Below are 15,907 nucleotides of genomic sequence, written 5' to 3' on the forward strand. Positions count from 1 at the left end.
GGTATGGCTGAAAGCCTTATCTTAGAGCCCCGGCGGCAAAGAATATTTCCTCGATGTGTGAAGAAACGACCCGCTCGGTACCCTATAAAAAGAAATGCCGCTCACCTTAAGTGAACGGCATTACCGCACTAGCGGGCTTTTTTTACGAAATTTTAACAACTTATGTGTTTGCTGCAACTTGCGGATTAAACAACATTTGCAATACTGAAGAGTAGTAAATTGTAACAAACAGTAAAAGGCGAATAGGTAATGATCGGCAAGCTTAACGTTAAGATGAAACTTATTATACTGGCGACGACACCGCTAGTGGTATTTTTGATCGCTACACTAATTTCCATTTCAATAATGAAAGGGTTAGTAGGGGGGATAAATAGCTTGTACGATGATCGTGTGGTACCGCTAAAACAAATCAAAGTGGTTTCTGATAATTATGCGGTAAATATTGTTGATTATTTTCATAAATACCGTGCTGGCTTAGTGACACAGTCTGAAGTTTTATCGTCAATAAAAGAAGCTAAACAAGTAGCGGATAATCAGTGGCAGCGCTATTTACAAACTCAATTAACACCGAAAGAGCAGCAGCTTGTTAATAGTAGTAATAACAAAATGAAGCCTGTGTTGGCTTTGATCACAAAATATGAACAACTGATTGCCGACAACAAATTTTTAGCAATCGACAGCACCTCATTTAACCAAGAACTTTACTCCACTTTTGATCCTTTAGGTACAACACTTGCCGAATTAATTGATTTACAACTTGATGAGGCGGACAAGTTTAAAAAACAATCAATCGCCCAATACGAAACTACAGAAACATCATTGGTCACGGTGTTGACTATCGTTATTCTGGCGATGGTGGCAATTGCTTGGCTAGTATATCAGTCCATTCATGGCGCACTACAAAACCTACGTAACACCATAGTTAATATTGCGGAAACGGCAAACTTAACACTAAGGGCAGAGGTAAGAAGCAATGATGAAATTGGTCAAACAGCATCAGGCTTTAATCAAATGGTCGATAGGCTCAGTAACTTGGTTAAAGATGTCTCTGATGTAACGGCGACGCTGTCTGCTTCGGCGGAAGAAATGAACGTTATCAGTAGCGAGGTGGCTAATACTGCCACCGAACAAGAGCAGCAAACGACGATGATAGCAACGCCAGTAACAGAAATGAGCGCAGCCATTCAAGAAGTGGCTAACAATGCGACGCGTTCATCTGATAAAGCCAACGAAGCTAATGATCGTGCTGAATTAGGTCAGCAAAAAATTCAGGAAAATATCACTGGCATTAACCAGTTAGCCGATGTGGTCAATAGTAACACCGACTTGATTAACGATCTTAATCAGCAAACTAATGAAATTAATCAGGTGGTATTAATGATCCAAGGTATTGCTGAGCAAACGAATTTACTTGCGTTAAATGCCGCCATTGAAGCCGCGCGTGCTGGAGAGTCTGGTCGTGGTTTTGCCGTGGTTGCTGATGAAGTACGTCAACTTGCCCACAATACGCAAGATTCCACCACCAAAATTAATGAGATGATTACTAAGCTGCAACAGTCAGCGAAAATTGCGGTCGATTCTATGGGCGGTGCCCGAGAAAAATCCAGTGAAAGTGTTGAACATGCTGAAGAATCGTCAAAAGTATTAAATGATATTGTGTTAGCAGTCGTTGAAATAGCTGATATGAATACGCAAGTGTCGGTGGCAACAGAGGAACAAACGACTGTAGCTAATGAAATTAGCCAAAATATTAATGAATTTAGTGACAGTATTTCGGTAGTAGCAAGTAATGCAAATAATAGTGCAATTGCCAGTGCAGATTTGGCGGAGTTGGCAGCGAAATTACAAGGGCAAGTGGAAGTATTTAAGACGAGTTAGTATGTTGCCGCGACTTAACTAATCATTTCATTGCAAAGTAAGTAACCTGTAGATTGCAAATAAGTATAACAAGTGTGAACGCCAACAGGTATTCGTTTTAATCGCTTGTTTTTAATTTGTTACACAGGTTTATTTTTATTTGGTATCAAAGGGTTAAGTAGAAATTCACTTAGGAAAAATAACCCGGCAAAAACACCTAGGTCAATGAACAGCTTTTGGATATTAAATGCGTCATAAAATAAAGAGTACTCAAATGCGAAATAATAAAATATGCCTTTTGATCCCAAATATGCAACTAAAAATGAAATAAAAAAGCTTAACTTAGCCATACTTGACTGGTTATTTTCCATAATAGATTTTCCTTTACTCTGTTAGTCAGCGTCATTTCATACGTCGCTTACAACTTACTACAGATCAATAGGTCGCTTTTCTACCAAGCTTTAGGATATTTTAATTTCTAATAATTTTGACTATGTTATTTAGCTAGATATGAAGTAATGTTTTGCTAAGCAGACTTTATGCTTCGTTGAAGTTTATTAATTTAGCTCGTTGTATTGTTACTGTCTATTTTCATCGTCATTCCTGCGAAAGCAGGAATCTCCATTAGTTTTCAGCTTGATTCAAATAAAGTAGATTCCGCATCAGGTGCGGAATGACGGAAATCTTGAAAGTGGGAAACAAGCGATTTTTTCCCTCTTTCGTGCTGCGGCCACCGCATCAAATGCTGAATGACGGAAGTTATGCAGAGCCTTGAATTTAACTCGAAATGATTAACCCAATAAAAAAGCCTGCTAACCATCAACTGGCTAGCAGGCTTTACTATTTGTCTTAAAAATTAGAACACTTAATCGGCTTTTTTCTTTGCTGTTCTTTTGGCAATTTTCTTCGCTTTTGCTTTTTTCTGCGCATTAGTTTTTTTCACTTTCGCCTTTTTCAGCGGTACACGCGCTTCTTTAAATTTAGGTTTTAATTCTTCAATAACACGACGTGGTAAACGTTCATTTAAATAACGTTCAATTTTACCAATCACTGCCATATCGTGAGCTTCAACTAACGATATTGCTGTACCTTTATTACCCGCGCGGCCTGTACGGCCAATGCGATGTAGGTAAATATCGGCTTTACGTGGCATATCAAAATTTATAACGTGGGTAATATCGTCAATATCAATACCACGCGCAGCAACATCAGTAGCCACTAAGACATTAACATCACCTTTGCGTAGTCTATCAACCGCGCTATTACGCTTGTCTTGTGGCATTTTACCTTCAAGCCAAGCACATGGAACTTCTTCAGCAAATAATTTGCCTGACAAAAACTGTACGGTTTCACGTTTATTAGCAAACACTACGGTACGTTTAACATCTTCTTGCTTTAATATGTTGGCAAGCAATTGAAACTTATGTTGTTTATCATCAGCTAAATGTAGCCACTGATGAATTTTTGCTTTTTCTTTACGTGATGGGTTTGACTCTAAATAAACCGGCTCGTTTAACACTTCTTTGGCGAACCTGATAACGCTAGCGCCTTCTAGTGTTGCAGAGAACAACATGGTTTGTTTACGCCAGCGCGCTTCACCAATAATGCGGTTAATATTTTCAGAAAATCCCATATCTAACATGCGATCGGCTTCATCTAAAATCAGTAATTCAATATCGCGCGCATCAAATTGTTCGTTGTCGATATATTCCAGTAAACGGCCAGGTGTCGCGATTAAAATATCGGTGGTTTCGGTTAAAATTTCTTTGTGGCTACCGTAATTGACCCCACCTGTGATCACGCCAGTTTTAATATTGGTATGCGAGGTTAATAATGCGGACTGCTCGCTAATTTGCAGCGCTAGTTCGCGCGTTGGTGTGAGTACTAACACTCGTGGAAAGCCAGGTTTAGTGCGAGGGTAGTCTAATAAATGTTGAGCTGCTGGTAATAAAAACGCGGCGGTTTTTCCTGTGCCAGTTGGCGCCGAGGCAAGAATATCCTTACCGTCCATCGCTTCTGGTATCACTAATTGCTGGATAGAAGTAGGTTTTTTATAGCCGGCTTTTTGAATGCCGCCCAGTAGTTCTTGGTCTAAATCAAACTGCTCAAACATGGGTATTTTCGTTACTCGCGCACAAAAGATGTGCTGATTATAGTGTTAAAGTGATTAAATGCCTAAAGTTGATTACAAAACCATGTAATAACAATGTATTAAGTTAGTGGCTTAAGCTCGTATATAAAGATAATAAACTAAGGCTATTTAATAAGAATTTTATAGTTACTTGTTAAAGTAATGCGTTAAGCGAATATTTCGTCAATTTCCGCTAGTATTTGTTGGCACCATTGGCTGATGCGCTCGTCAGATTGGTTGTATTGATTGTCTTCATCAAGCGCTAAACCAACAAATTGACTTTTATCGGCAGTCAGTGCTTTTGACGCTTCAAATTCGTAACCTTGATTCGGCCAATAGCCAATGACATGACCGCCTTGCGCTTCAACCACTTCATGCAACATGCCAAGCGCGTCTTGAAACCATTCGGTGTAACCAATTTGATCACCCATACCAAACAGCGCGACAATTTTATTGGAAAAATCGATGCCAGCTAGTTCTTGCCAATGCGACTCCCAATCTTCCTGAAGTTCGCCGTAGTCCCAGGTAGAAATACCTAATATTAGTAAATCGTAATCGGCGATTAAAGACAGTGATACATCTTTAATATTATTGAGCTCAACTAGGTTACAACCGGTATTGTTACCAGTAGCCTGAATAGTTGCCTGAATTTTCTCGGCGGCAATTTCGGTATAACAGGTCGTTGAGCCATAAAATAAGCCAATTTTCATTTATCTTAAGTACTCCAATAACATCATCTGGGAAAAGCCGGCGCGAGTTTAGCAGAAATGTTGCATTATTCGCCAGTATAAACGGTAATTGGTTTGCATTTTTCCAATGAAAACTGTAATTTTACTCGCCACGAACAGGTCTACTATTTTGTCCTTTAAATTTTAAACTGGAATTATTTCATGCAAAAACTGTTTTCTGTGGCCTTGTGTCTTGCCGCTGTTGTTTGTTCATCTTTTACGTTTGCTGAGACCAGCACTCAAGTTCCTGCATCAATAGCAAAGCCTGCTTCGGCTGGTTTTAATGCCAAACAATTAAAAAGCTTGATTGAAAACACGTTAGGATTAAAAGTATTTTCGGCTAAGCAATCTAATATGCCTGGACTAGCTGAGTTAGTAACCGAAGAAGGTTTGTTTTATAGCAGTTATGACGGCAAATACTTTATTCAAGGTAAGTTGTACCAATTAGGTGAAAACGTCGCTAATTTAACTGAAGAGTCATTGGCTGATGTGCGCCTTCAAGGTATGAAAAAATTTGAAGACGATATGATTGTATACCCTGCTAAAGACGAGAAATATGTCGTAACGGTATTTACCGATATTACCTGTGGTTATTGCCGTAAAATGCACAGTCATATGGAAGAGTATAATGACCTTGGTATTACCGTGCGCTATTTAGCTTATCCTCGTGCGGGAGTTTACCAAGCACCGGGTACTTTTAGTAAAGGTTTTGAAGATTTACGCTCTATTTGGTGTAGTGAAAATCCAAATGACGCCATGGATCGAGGTAAATCAGGTTCAAGTATTCCGCGCCGAATTTGTGATAAGCCAGTCGCTGAAAATTTTGACTTTGGTCGTCAAGTAGGGGTAACCGGTACGCCAGCGGTAATATTAGCCAACGGCTTTATGTTCTCAGGTTATCGTGATCCTGAACAGTTACTTAAAATTTTACAAACGCTATAACTAACGTTCATTTTTTACGTTAAGCTTAATTCAAAAAGCCGCAGTTAAGTGCGGCTTTTTATTGTCAGCTTAATGTGACTACTTTTTATGGCAGCAAAATTAAGTGATGCCATTTAGTTGCTCTAGCTATAAGTTGGTGTCGTTATAAACACGATGCTAAAACAACACAATTAAAAATAACATGCAAAAACAAATTCTTAGACGCGAGCCAGTGGCGGATGATCACTTACCGCAACATTTGCACCCAGTTGTGAAACAAATTTTAGCGGCAAGAGGGGTTTCTCATGAAGATGAGTTGGCGTTAACCCTTAAGCAAATGGATGCTGTTAATCAACTTTACGGCTTAGATAAGGGTTGTGAAGTGTTATTTGATGCCATTAAACAAGGCTTTACCATTACCATAGTTGGCGATTTTGACGCTGATGGCGCGACTAGCACTGCGTTAATGATGGAAGCCCTTACCTTGTTAGGTTCAAGCAATCATAATTTTATTGTGCCGAACCGCTTTGAATATGGTTATGGCTTAACCCCAGAAATTGTTGATATTGCCGCCAGTATGGGCACACAATTAATTATTACCGTTGATAACGGCATTAGCTGTTTTCCGGGGATTGAACATGCCAAAGCTTTAGGAATAAAAGTGATTGTAACCGATCACCATTTACCGGGCGAAAAATTACCGCCAGCTGATGCCATTATTAATCCTAATCAGCATGATTGTCAGTTTCCTTCTAAAGCGTTGGCTGGGGTTGGGGTTGCGTTTTATTTTATGTTGGCGATGCGCAAACTATTACGCGATCAAGGTTGGTTTACCGCACGTCATATACCAGAACCAAATTTTGGCCAATTACTTGACCTAGTGGCATTAGGCACAGTGGCTGATGTTGTGCCATTAGATGCTAATAATCGTATTTTAGTTTCACAAGGGTTAAAGCGTATTCGTGCAGGGCATACTCGTCCCGGCATTCAGGCGCTAATTGAAATTGCTAAGCGTAATCAACAAAAGCTTGTTGCCAGTGATTTTGGTTTTGCGCTTGGGCCTCGAATAAATGCAGCAGGGCGCTTAGATGATATGTCGTATGGCATTAATTGTTTGCTAGCCAATGATTTAATGACCGCTAGAACTATGGCAGCAGAGCTTGATGAACTTAATAAGGCCCGTCGTGAAATTGAACAAGGAATGCAATTTGAAGCAGAGCGAGTACTAACTTCACTAAAGTTTCAACAAGACAACTTACCGTATGCCATCGCTTTGTATCAACAAGACTGGCATCAAGGAGTGATCGGTATTGTTGCTGGTCGATTAAAAGAAAAATTTCATCGCCCAAGTATTGTTTTTGCTGCTGGCGAAACTGATGGCAAAGTGCCTGACAGTGAACTGGAAATAAAAGGCTCAGCGCGCTCTATTCCTGGTTTGCATATTCGTGATTTACTCGAACATATCGACAGCCAACACCCAGATATTATTTTAAAGTTTGGTGGTCATGCGATGGCGGCAGGGTTAACCATTAAGGCGTCGAATTTCAACACCTTTAATGAACTGTTTCAGGGCTATGCACAAAAGTGGCTGTCAAAAGAGCAATTAACTGGCGTTATATTATCGGATGGTGAACTTGATAGCGCTTTGATGACTATTGAATTTGCGCAACTGCTGCAAGAAAGTGGCCCTTGGGGGCAGCAATTTCCAGAGCCATTATTCGACGATAGGTTTGAGCTTTTGCAACAGCGGATTGTTGGTGAAAAACATTTAAAGCTAGTGGTGCAAAAAAATGGTGTAGCCTTTGATGCCATTGCCTTTAATGTCGACATCAAACAATGGCCAAATGCGACAGCAAAACAAGTACATTTAGCTTATAAATTAGATATTAATGAATTTAGAGGTAAGCAAAATATTCAACTGATGGTTGAACATCTATCGGCGCTAAATAATAACCATTAACGATTGATGAAATAGCTGATTTTCGCCGTTTATTTAGCCTAGTAATTAAGTTACAATGCCGCACTTTCTGTAGGCTATCTCAATTTTCTCGTTTAATAGAAGAGTTTGTAAGATCAATGTTTGAAGTTAATCCGGTTTTAAACAAAATTAAAGACATTAAAACACGTGCTACCGCGCTTCGGGGGTACCTTTGACTACGATGTCAAAGCAGATCGATTAATTGAAGTTAGCCGAGAATTAGAGTTACCAGAAATTTGGAATGAGCCTGAGCGCGCGCAAGCGCTTGGCAGAGAACGTTCCGCATTAGAAGCTGTAGTAGAAACCATTCAAACATTAGAATCTGGCTGTGAAGACATTGAAGGCTTAGTTGAGTTGGCAATTGAGGCGGAAGATGAAGATACCTTCAATGAAGCTGAAACAGAAGCCAATGACTTGGTTGAATTATTAGAAAAATTAGAATTTCGTCGGATGTTTTCCGGCGAGCAAGATAGCAATGACTGTTACTTAGATATTCAGTCAGGCTCTGGTGGTACTGAAGCGCAAGATTGGGCAGAAATGCTGATGCGCATGTATTTACGCTGGGGTGAAGCGCACGGCTTTAAAACCGAAGTACTAGAAGTCACCGATGGTGATGTTGCTGGTATTAAAGGCTGCACCATTCGCTATAGCGGTGAATATGCTTATGGCTGGTTACGCACAGAAACCGGCGTTCATCGCTTAGTACGTAAATCACCGTTTGATTCCAGTGGTCGCCGTCATACCTCATTTGCTTCAGCATTTGTTTATCCAGAAATTGACGATAATATTGAAATTGACATTAATCCGGCGGATTTACGTATTGATACCTATCGCTCATCGGGTGCTGGAGGACAACACGTTAACACCACCGACTCAGCGATTCGTATTACCCATATTCCAACAGGCGCGGTAGTACAGTGTCAAAATGATCGTTCCCAGCACAAGAATAAAGCAACGGCCATGAAGCTATTGAAAGCGAAACTTTTTGAGCTGGAAATGCAGAAACAAAATGAAAATAAACAAGCATTGGAAGATGGTAAATCTGATATTGGTTGGGGCAGTCAAATTCGTTCATACGTGCTAGATGACAGCCGAATTAAAGATTTACGTACCGGTGTGGAAAATCGTAATACCCAAGCAGTTTTAGATGGTGACTTGGATAAATTCATCGAAGCCTCACTAAAATCAGGCTTGTAATTAAATATTGTTTAACGCGTTGTTATCAAACATAACTTCTGCGTCGAATATGCTCACATAGGCTGCTATGCTGCGCGTATTCTCCTTGAATTGATGCTGATAACTTAGCGTTAATTCAATATTGCTAGTAGTTATTATTAGCGTGATTAAATTTTAGCTACTCTGAATTTTTCAGGGTTATGTAAGGTAAACATTGAGAAATCAAATGACAGATCAAGTGAATCAAGACGAAAACAAATTGATTGCCGAACGTCGCGGCAAATTAGCGCAAATTCGAGAAAACTGTCCGGCTAACGGCCATCCTAATAAGTTTGATCGAAAACACTATGCAGCTGATTTACAAGCTGCACATGGCGAGAAAGATAAAGAAACACTTGAAGCTGAAACTGAACCATACAGCATTGCTGGTCGTGTAATGGCTAAGCGTGGCCCGTTCTTAGTATTACAAGATATGAGCGGTCGTATTCAGGCCTATGCTGATAAAAATGTCCAAAAAGATATTAAAGCACGTTGGGGCGGTGTTTTAGATATTGGTGATATTGTTGGTGTTACAGGTACCTTGCACAAATCTGGCAAAGGTGATTTGTACGTTAATATGGACGAGTACCAATTATTAACTAAGTCATTACGTCCATTGCCGGAAAAATTCCACGGGTTACAAGATACTGAAACTAAGTATCGTCAACGTTATGTTGATTTAATTATCAATGAAGATACCCGTAACACCTTTAAAGTGCGTTCAAAAATTGTTGATGGTATTCGCAAGTTCTTAACTGAACGTGACTTTATGGAAGTTGAAACGCCAATGTTGCAAACCATTCCCGGTGGCGCAACAGCTAAGCCGTTCGTCACGCATCACAATGCCCTTGACGTGCAAATGTTTATGCGTATTGCGCCAGAGCTTTACCTTAAGCGTTTAGTAGTAGGTGGTTTTGAAAAAGTGTTTGAAATTAACCGTAACTTCCGTAACGAAGGGTTATCAACACGTCATAACCCAGAGTTCACTATGATTGAATTCTACCAAGCGTACGCTGATTACCATGACTTAATGAATCTTACCGAAGATATGTTGCGCACGCTTGCGGAAGATGTAATGGGTACATCAATGATCCGCAACACCGTGAAAAACGCCGACGGTGAAGTGGTAGAAGAAAAATTCTATGACTTTGGTCAGCCGTTTACTCGTTTATCTATGGTGGATGCGATTTTAAAATATGCACCTGAAGGCATGGTGACGAGTGATGATGAAGCGGCACTTCGCGATCCGGAAAATAACTTTGATGCCATTAAAGCATTAGCGAAAAAAGCCCATGTTAAAGAAGGTGATGCCGCAAAAGTATGGGGCCCAGGTAAATACATCTGCGAAATCTTTGAAGAATTAGCTGAGCATCAATTAGATCAACCTACGTTTATCACTGAGTATCCGTGGGAAGTATCACCACTAGCACGTCGTAATGATGAAAATCCATTTATTACCGATCGTTTTGAGTTCTTTGTTGGTGGTCGCGAATTAGCTAATGGTTTCTCTGAGCTTAATGACGCTGAAGACCAAGCAGAGCGCTTCCGTAAACAAGTGGAAGAAAAAGATGCTGGTGATGATGAAGCTATGCACTTCGATGAAGATTACATTACTGCTTTAGAGTTTGGTTTACCGCCAACTGCAGGTGAAGGTATTGGTATTGATCGTTTAGTCATGTTATTTACCGATTCACCAACGATTAAAGATGTTATTTTGTTCCCGCATATGCGTCCAATCGCAGAATAAGCGCTTAATAATCTTGATTGAAAAAGCACCTTAGGGTGCTTTTTTTTTCAATTAAAATAAATGTAAATCAACTAAATAGCATGTTAAATTAGTGAAGTTAAGTTTCACTTTTTGCAAAGGAATTGCACATGCGATATGCATTGTTAGCTGCTAGCTTTTTGTGCCCGTTGATATACTCTGCGTGTTCAGTCGCCGCCGTTACCAATCAAACCTCCGAATTATCTAAGCATATTTCCACGATAGTTGGCGCGATTCCGACAGAGCGCGTTCCCCCAAAATATCCTACAACAGAAGCTCGACGTGGCTATGATGGTTGGGTGCAACTGAGCTTTATTGTTGAGCCAGATGGCGCTACCAGTAATATTATTGTAGAGGACTCTTCTGGGCGTAAAGGCTTTGAAAAGGAAGCGGTTAAGGCGGTTAAACAATGGCAATATCAGCCGGCATTAGACAATGGTCAGCCTATTCAACAGTGTGAGAATTCGGTGCAGCTAGACTTTAAAATGCACCGTAAAAGCAAAGGGGTTACGCGACGATTTTATCAAGTTTATCAAGAGTTAACGCAGGCGATTGCGCAAAAAGATCAAACTTTGGCTAAAGATAAAGCAGAAGTGCTGCGTAACTATGAAATTTATAGTCAATCAGAAAGTTACTTTTTATATGCAACGTTAGCGGAATATTATCAATTTATTGGTGATAGTAAGTTGCAACTTGAGAGTCTAGAGAATGCCTTTCGTTTTAGTGGTGCCAGCCGCTATTTGAAATTACTTGGCAAGTTAAGTACTGAAGAAGGCGTTAAAATTGAACGAGCTACGCAAAAAGCTAATGAAACTCTGCAAAGTGCAGGTAAGCGTATACCTGCGATTCAAAGAGATATGCCATTAGAGAAAAAGCTGAACGGTTTACTACATGCTATGCTGATGTTGTACCTTGGCGAAAGCGATATTAATAAAGCGCTGCAAGCAGCAAAGTATCTACAGTTATTATCAGTTAATAGTGAACATCATGCCGTTTATCACAAACAAGAACTGTCTTTAATTCGATTTATTGAAAGCGATCAACAACTAGTAACCAATGGCAAAATAACTGAACGTGGCTTTTGGCAACATCGGCTATTACGGTCAAGTTTTGGTTTTAGCCATGTTAACGGTAACTTATCTCGTTTGGATGTGCGTTGTCAGAACTCCCGTCATTTATATACTTTTAGCGAACAATCGCAATGGACAATTCCAGACACTTGGCAATCTTGTAACCTGTATGTTTTTGGTGAACAAGGTGCAAGTTTTGAGTTGCTGGAAGTTAATTAAGCCAGTGATTTAAGTGGGTGGTTTAAGTTAGCCGTTTAATTTAGCTGAAAATAAATTAAAAAATTTGGTAATAAATTTAATAGTTCTGTGACTAATCAATTGAATAAACATTAAGTTCAAGCTGGCTTAAAGCTGAGCTAAACAGTGAACTAAACAAATTGAGGGATTAATCATGGAACTACTAACTACTGCAATGACAATATTTACCATAGTTTCTGCTATTGCATTTTTAGCTTTTTTAGATAAAAAATTTACCTTAGGGTTAAGTGACAGTGCTGGGAATTGGCACAATTGGGGAATGGGGCAGACTCTGTCAAATTCTGAAATTAGTTGTTATGGCTATGAAGCCAGAGATCAGGAAATTTTAGCGCTTAAAGCTAGAATTGAAGTGTTGGAAAAAATAGTGACGGATCCTGCCGAGCAATTAAAGCAACAAATCGATCGTTTGTAGCGTGATAACAAAAGCTGCCAAAGCGATTTGTTTATAGCAGCACATTTCGATGTGTTGTTATACTTAGGGGCTGTTGAACTTTGTTTAAAATTTGTGCTGAGTGATAAAATGTCGGTAATCAAGGCAAAAACTCTGAAGTTTAGTGAACTCAACGATGAGTTTTTAACGAGGAGTATCGTCATTTTAGCCTCAGTCCTTCGGGCAATCGCTATTTTTTAATACTAGCGGCATTAGCATTCGCTCATTTGGAATAACCAAACTTCACTCACGCTGCTTTGCTATTATCAAAAATAGCGTATTGCAGAAAATACAAACAAAGAACAACAGATCCTCGCTATAAAATGCCAAGTTTTTTCAATTGGGCTTTGGCAATGTCTATACGCTTGGCCTGAAGTTGCTTGAATGTTGGCATCTCAAGATTTAATGCAAAGTAATAACTATTATCAGCAGTTTTTACCATGCCAACATACCACCCAATGGCTGAATCTTTGGAAAGTGGTCCGCCGCCAGTTTTGGCAAATAATTGATATTCGTCGGTAGACTCAACCAGCATTACTTGTTTAAACAGCATTAGTGTTTGTCCTTTAATCGCTAGTTGCTGCTCAAATAAACGTTGTAAAAAGTTCACTTGCTCGACGGCTGAAATGCTTAAACTGCCATTTAGCCAGAAATTATCAATTCCCGAGCTAATATCCTGATTGCCGTAATTAAAACTTGTCAGGTAACTTGCCATAGTTTGATTGCCAATTGTCGCGGCGAGTTGTTGGTATATTGGCACTGCTGAATGTTGAAAAGCTGGTCGAATAGTTAATGGGGTTTGGTACCAAATTGCAGGCCACCAAGTTTGTACTGGATATTGGTTAATATCGAAGCTCAGTGGTTGCTCAAGAGATTGAATCGCCCCACTATCAATCGCATTAAGGTATTGGCAACTTTGAATGTAGAATAGGGGGTATATCGCCGCTTAGCGCGATCTTGATTAATAATAGTGTACTGGTTGGTACTGGCCGCTTTAACAACAAAAGTGCAATTGGCGTGGCATTCGTTTTCGGTTGCCTGCACATTGATGTTCACTAGCGTTAACATGCCAACACAGAAAGTTAATATAAGGGCGTTAATGGTCAATTTATCTTCCTTGAAGGACTAAGTGTGAATGTTAAATAAGCGCTTAACTAGTCGGTTTCCAGCGTTTATTGTCTATAAAAGTCAAAAGCGCCAATTCGGCGCTTTATCGTAACCTTACTCAGCTAGTAAAATATTAGTGATCGTGACCACAGCCACCTTCGCCATGCACATGGCCGTGGGCTAATTCATCTTCGGTAGCCGCTCGCACATCTAAAATTTCTACTTCAAAATGTAAGTCTAAGCCGGCTAATGGGTGGTTACCATCAACGGTAATTTCATCGTCGGTAACATCTATAACAATAACTGTTTGTTCACCTTCGTCAGTGGTCGCACGTAATTGTGAGCCAACATGAAGTTCTTCTATGCCTTCAAACATAGCTTTTGGTACTGATTGGACAAAACCGTCGTGACGTTCGCCATAGGCTTCTGCAGCTTCGACGTTGACTTCAAAACTATCACCTTTCGCACGGCCTTCTAATGCTTTTTCTAATCCAGGAATAAGATAGCCAGTGCCTTGAATAATTGCTAAAGGCTGGTGATCATAAGAGCTGTCAATGAGTGTGCCTTCACTGTCAGATACAGCATAGTGAAGTTTTACCACGACGTTATTTGAAATTTTCATATTAATCCTAGTAGTTATTTTGAAGATCAGTTTGAATGTTAATTAGTTTGTTGATTAATGTATGGCAGCGGAGATATACGAAGTGATGCGTTTTCTAACCCTTTTACTCGTATATTATCTTCAGACGTTAAATCGTTTGCGATAACGGCTTGAAGGTAAGCTTTGCCATTGCTTGCTTGATAATAACTTAACACATCACCAGCACTGCGCCAATTTTCACCTAGCTGCTTTTCAAGCGCTAAATCTTCAGGTAATTCAACATCGCTTTGACCAATTAATAGTGCCATCATCTTTTTGTTTTTGCCTAGATACTGCATGCGGGCGACAGTTTCTTGGCCTAAGTAGCAGCCTTTGGTAAAGCTAATGCCATGAATTTTATCTAGATTAAGCATTTGTGGTACATATTGCTGTACGGCTGACTCGCTAAGTGTCGGAAAGCCTTCGGTGATTTCCAATAATTGCCAAATTAGTGGATTAAGGTTTGGCGCTGTGATTTTTGCCAAACAATTGTCGACGCTAGTAACGTCGCCAATAACTAAATAGCGGCAGATATCACCGGCTAAGTATGCGATTGAAAGTGTATCGTTATGAACAACTGGAGTGAGCTCATCAGGTAATGCGCCAATAACGTTTTTTAGCTGCTGAGCACTTTGTTTTCCAACAATACAAGCAAAGGTTAAATCACTGGCTTGGTTAATTTCTACTTTGGCAAATACGCCGAACTTCTTAAGTTCTGCTAATGATTGACCAATGGTTGCCGCTGGCTGAAGTAATAATAAGGCATTTTGTCGTTGGATTAATCGAAAGACCGATAACACTTTGCCTTTGGCATCACAATGGGCGCCGTGCTGTAAGTTGTGCTCAGTTTGCGCATTTACATCACAAGTCACTTGGCCTTGCAGGTACTTTTGTTGTTCCTCACCGATAAGGCTAATTGCACTAAAACTTGTTAAACGAAGGGTAAACTCATCAGGAAGCTCAGAGATATCTGGTAACGCAGTAGTCATGGTGTTTTTGGCTTTATTTAGTACGGTTTAGTTATGCCTTAGAAGTATAGGCAATTTTAAAAATATCAAGTCAATAGTGCGCATTTGTTTGTGAAATTGTTAGAATATGCCTAGATTTAGTCATTAGGAAAATATATGTCATTAGCTAAAAATAAGGCGCGCTTAAAATGGGCTTGTCGCCGTGGTATGTTGGAATTAGATGTTTTATTTATGCCTTTTGTTGATGAGGCATACGAACACTTAACTGAACAACAACAAATAGAGTTTGAACGGTTACTGACATGTGATGATCCTGAACTATTTGCTTGGTTTATGGGGCATGAAACGTGTGAAGACAAAGCACTCAACGAAATTGTTCAAATCATTCTTAACCGCGTCAAAGTGTGATATTCGTTATACGCCACTGAATATAAACCGAGCATTCTTTGGAATTTGTTTATTAATAGTGGCGTTTTATTCATTGGTAAGTGTGGTTGAAACTGCCAGCGAACTTTGGCAATCAATTTTGGTACTTGTAGCGTTAAGCGCTATTGTCGTTTACTACTTTCGCCACTGGCTGTTTATGGCAGGTGAACTGCAATTAACAGTAGCTTTGCCAGAACAAACAGTAAGCTTCTCCAATCAAACGTATTGTTTAACCACACAAAGTAGACAAAGTTTCCTTGGTTTTTGGTTGACCTTAGTACCTACTGAACATTCAGGGTCAACTCACTCTCCATCAGCAAAACAATATTTATTTATCCCGATTACCCAACTTAACAGGCAGGCGATTTCATCGTTAAGCCTGTTAGTTAAAGGGGCTTGTTAGCGCAAGCTAC

15 protein-coding genes are annotated in these 15,907 nt (G+C 39.8%); 9 read left to right on the forward strand and 6 right to left on the reverse strand.

The features are described 5' to 3' along the window. Positions 1–249 precede the first annotated feature (249 nt). Entirely contained in the window at positions 250–1,878 is a 1,629-nt protein-coding gene (locus ACOB82_RS05460; protein WP_448211934.1) for a methyl-accepting chemotaxis protein, read from the forward strand. 119 nt (positions 1,879–1,997) lie between these two features. On the opposite strand, the gene ACOB82_RS05465 is transcribed toward ACOB82_RS05460, so the two are convergent. The 3 genes from ACOB82_RS05465 to fldB all read right to left on the reverse strand — a co-directional run bounded on the left by ACOB82_RS05465 (position 1,998) and on the right by fldB (position 4,698). Further along, complete coding sequence (locus ACOB82_RS05465; RefSeq protein WP_448211935.1) at positions 1,998–2,228, reverse strand: hypothetical protein; 231 nt, start codon at positions 2,226–2,228, stop codon at positions 1,998–2,000. 494 nt (positions 2,229–2,722) lie between these two features. Beyond that, positions 2,723–3,970, reverse strand: a complete 1,248-nt coding sequence (gene srmB, locus ACOB82_RS05470) for an ATP-dependent RNA helicase SrmB (RefSeq protein WP_448211936.1) — start codon at positions 3,968–3,970, stop codon at positions 2,723–2,725. A 185-nt stretch (positions 3,971–4,155) separates the two neighbouring features. Beyond that, a complete protein-coding gene (gene fldB, locus ACOB82_RS05475) occupies positions 4,156–4,698 on the reverse strand; it encodes a flavodoxin FldB (RefSeq protein ID WP_448211937.1) in 543 nt (180 codons plus the stop codon). 180 nt (positions 4,699–4,878) lie between these two features. Here fldB and ACOB82_RS05480 point away from each other — a divergent pair, with 180 nt between their 5' ends. The 6 genes from ACOB82_RS05480 (at position 4,879) to ACOB82_RS05505 (ending at position 12,335) form a co-directional block, all read left to right on the forward strand. Then, positions 4,879–5,658 (forward strand): thioredoxin fold domain-containing protein, encoded by a 780-nt coding sequence (locus tag ACOB82_RS05480; RefSeq protein ID WP_448211938.1) that lies wholly within the window; start codon positions 4,879–4,881, stop codon positions 5,656–5,658. A gap of 181 nt (positions 5,659–5,839) precedes the next feature. Further along, positions 5,840–7,597 (forward strand): single-stranded-DNA-specific exonuclease RecJ, encoded by a 1,758-nt coding sequence (recJ, locus tag ACOB82_RS05485; protein ID WP_448211939.1) that lies wholly within the window; start codon positions 5,840–5,842, stop codon positions 7,595–7,597. A 116-nt stretch (positions 7,598–7,713) separates the two neighbouring features. Further along, a protein-coding gene (prfB, locus tag ACOB82_RS05490) for a peptide chain release factor 2 (protein WP_448211940.1) occupies positions 7,714–8,812 on the forward strand; the annotation gives its coding sequence in 2 pieces (ribosomal slippage) (positions 7,714–7,788 and positions 7,790–8,812; 1,098 coding nt in all). A 205-nt stretch (positions 8,813–9,017) separates the two neighbouring features. Beyond that, positions 9,018–10,577, forward strand: a complete 1,560-nt coding sequence (gene lysS, locus ACOB82_RS05495) for a lysine--tRNA ligase (protein WP_448211941.1) — start codon at positions 9,018–9,020, stop codon at positions 10,575–10,577. 128 nt (positions 10,578–10,705) lie between these two features. Then, positions 10,706–11,884, forward strand: coding sequence for an energy transducer TonB (locus tag ACOB82_RS05500; protein ID WP_448211942.1), 1,179 nt, complete (start codon positions 10,706–10,708; stop codon positions 11,882–11,884). 172 nt (positions 11,885–12,056) lie between these two features. Continuing rightward, entirely contained in the window at positions 12,057–12,335 is a 279-nt protein-coding gene (locus ACOB82_RS05505) for a hypothetical protein (RefSeq protein WP_448211943.1), read from the forward strand. Between the two features lie 334 nt (positions 12,336–12,669). On the opposite strand, the gene ACOB82_RS05510 is transcribed toward ACOB82_RS05505, so the two are convergent. From ACOB82_RS05510 to ygfZ, 3 genes are all read right to left on the reverse strand, one after another. After that, the gene (locus ACOB82_RS05510) at positions 12,670–13,293 is read right to left on the reverse strand and encodes a penicillin-binding transpeptidase domain-containing protein (RefSeq protein ID WP_448212103.1); all 624 of its coding nucleotides are present in this window, start codon (positions 13,291–13,293) and stop codon (positions 12,670–12,672) included. 300 nt (positions 13,294–13,593) lie between these two features. Next, positions 13,594–14,082, reverse strand: coding sequence for an FKBP-type peptidyl-prolyl cis-trans isomerase (locus ACOB82_RS05515; protein WP_448211944.1), 489 nt, complete (start codon positions 14,080–14,082; stop codon positions 13,594–13,596). 38 nt (positions 14,083–14,120) lie between these two features. Beyond that, on the reverse strand, positions 14,121–15,089 hold the full coding sequence (gene ygfZ / locus ACOB82_RS05520) for a tRNA-modifying protein YgfZ (protein ID WP_448211945.1): 969 nt from the start codon (positions 15,087–15,089) through the stop codon (positions 14,121–14,123). Between the two features lie 135 nt (positions 15,090–15,224). On the opposite strand from ygfZ, the gene ACOB82_RS05525 reads away from it, so the two are divergent. Both ACOB82_RS05525 and ACOB82_RS05530 read left to right on the forward strand, forming a co-directional pair. After that, positions 15,225–15,476 (forward strand): FAD assembly factor SdhE, encoded by a 252-nt coding sequence (locus tag ACOB82_RS05525; RefSeq protein WP_448211946.1) that lies wholly within the window; start codon positions 15,225–15,227, stop codon positions 15,474–15,476. After that, positions 15,442–15,897 (forward strand): hypothetical protein, encoded by a 456-nt coding sequence (locus tag ACOB82_RS05530; RefSeq protein WP_448211947.1) that lies wholly within the window; start codon positions 15,442–15,444, stop codon positions 15,895–15,897. Before ACOB82_RS05525 ends, ACOB82_RS05530 begins: the two co-directional genes overlap by 35 nt. The last annotated feature ends 10 nt before the right edge of the window (positions 15,898–15,907 follow it).

Source organism: Colwellia sp. MEBiC06753 (genome assembly GCF_053470325.1).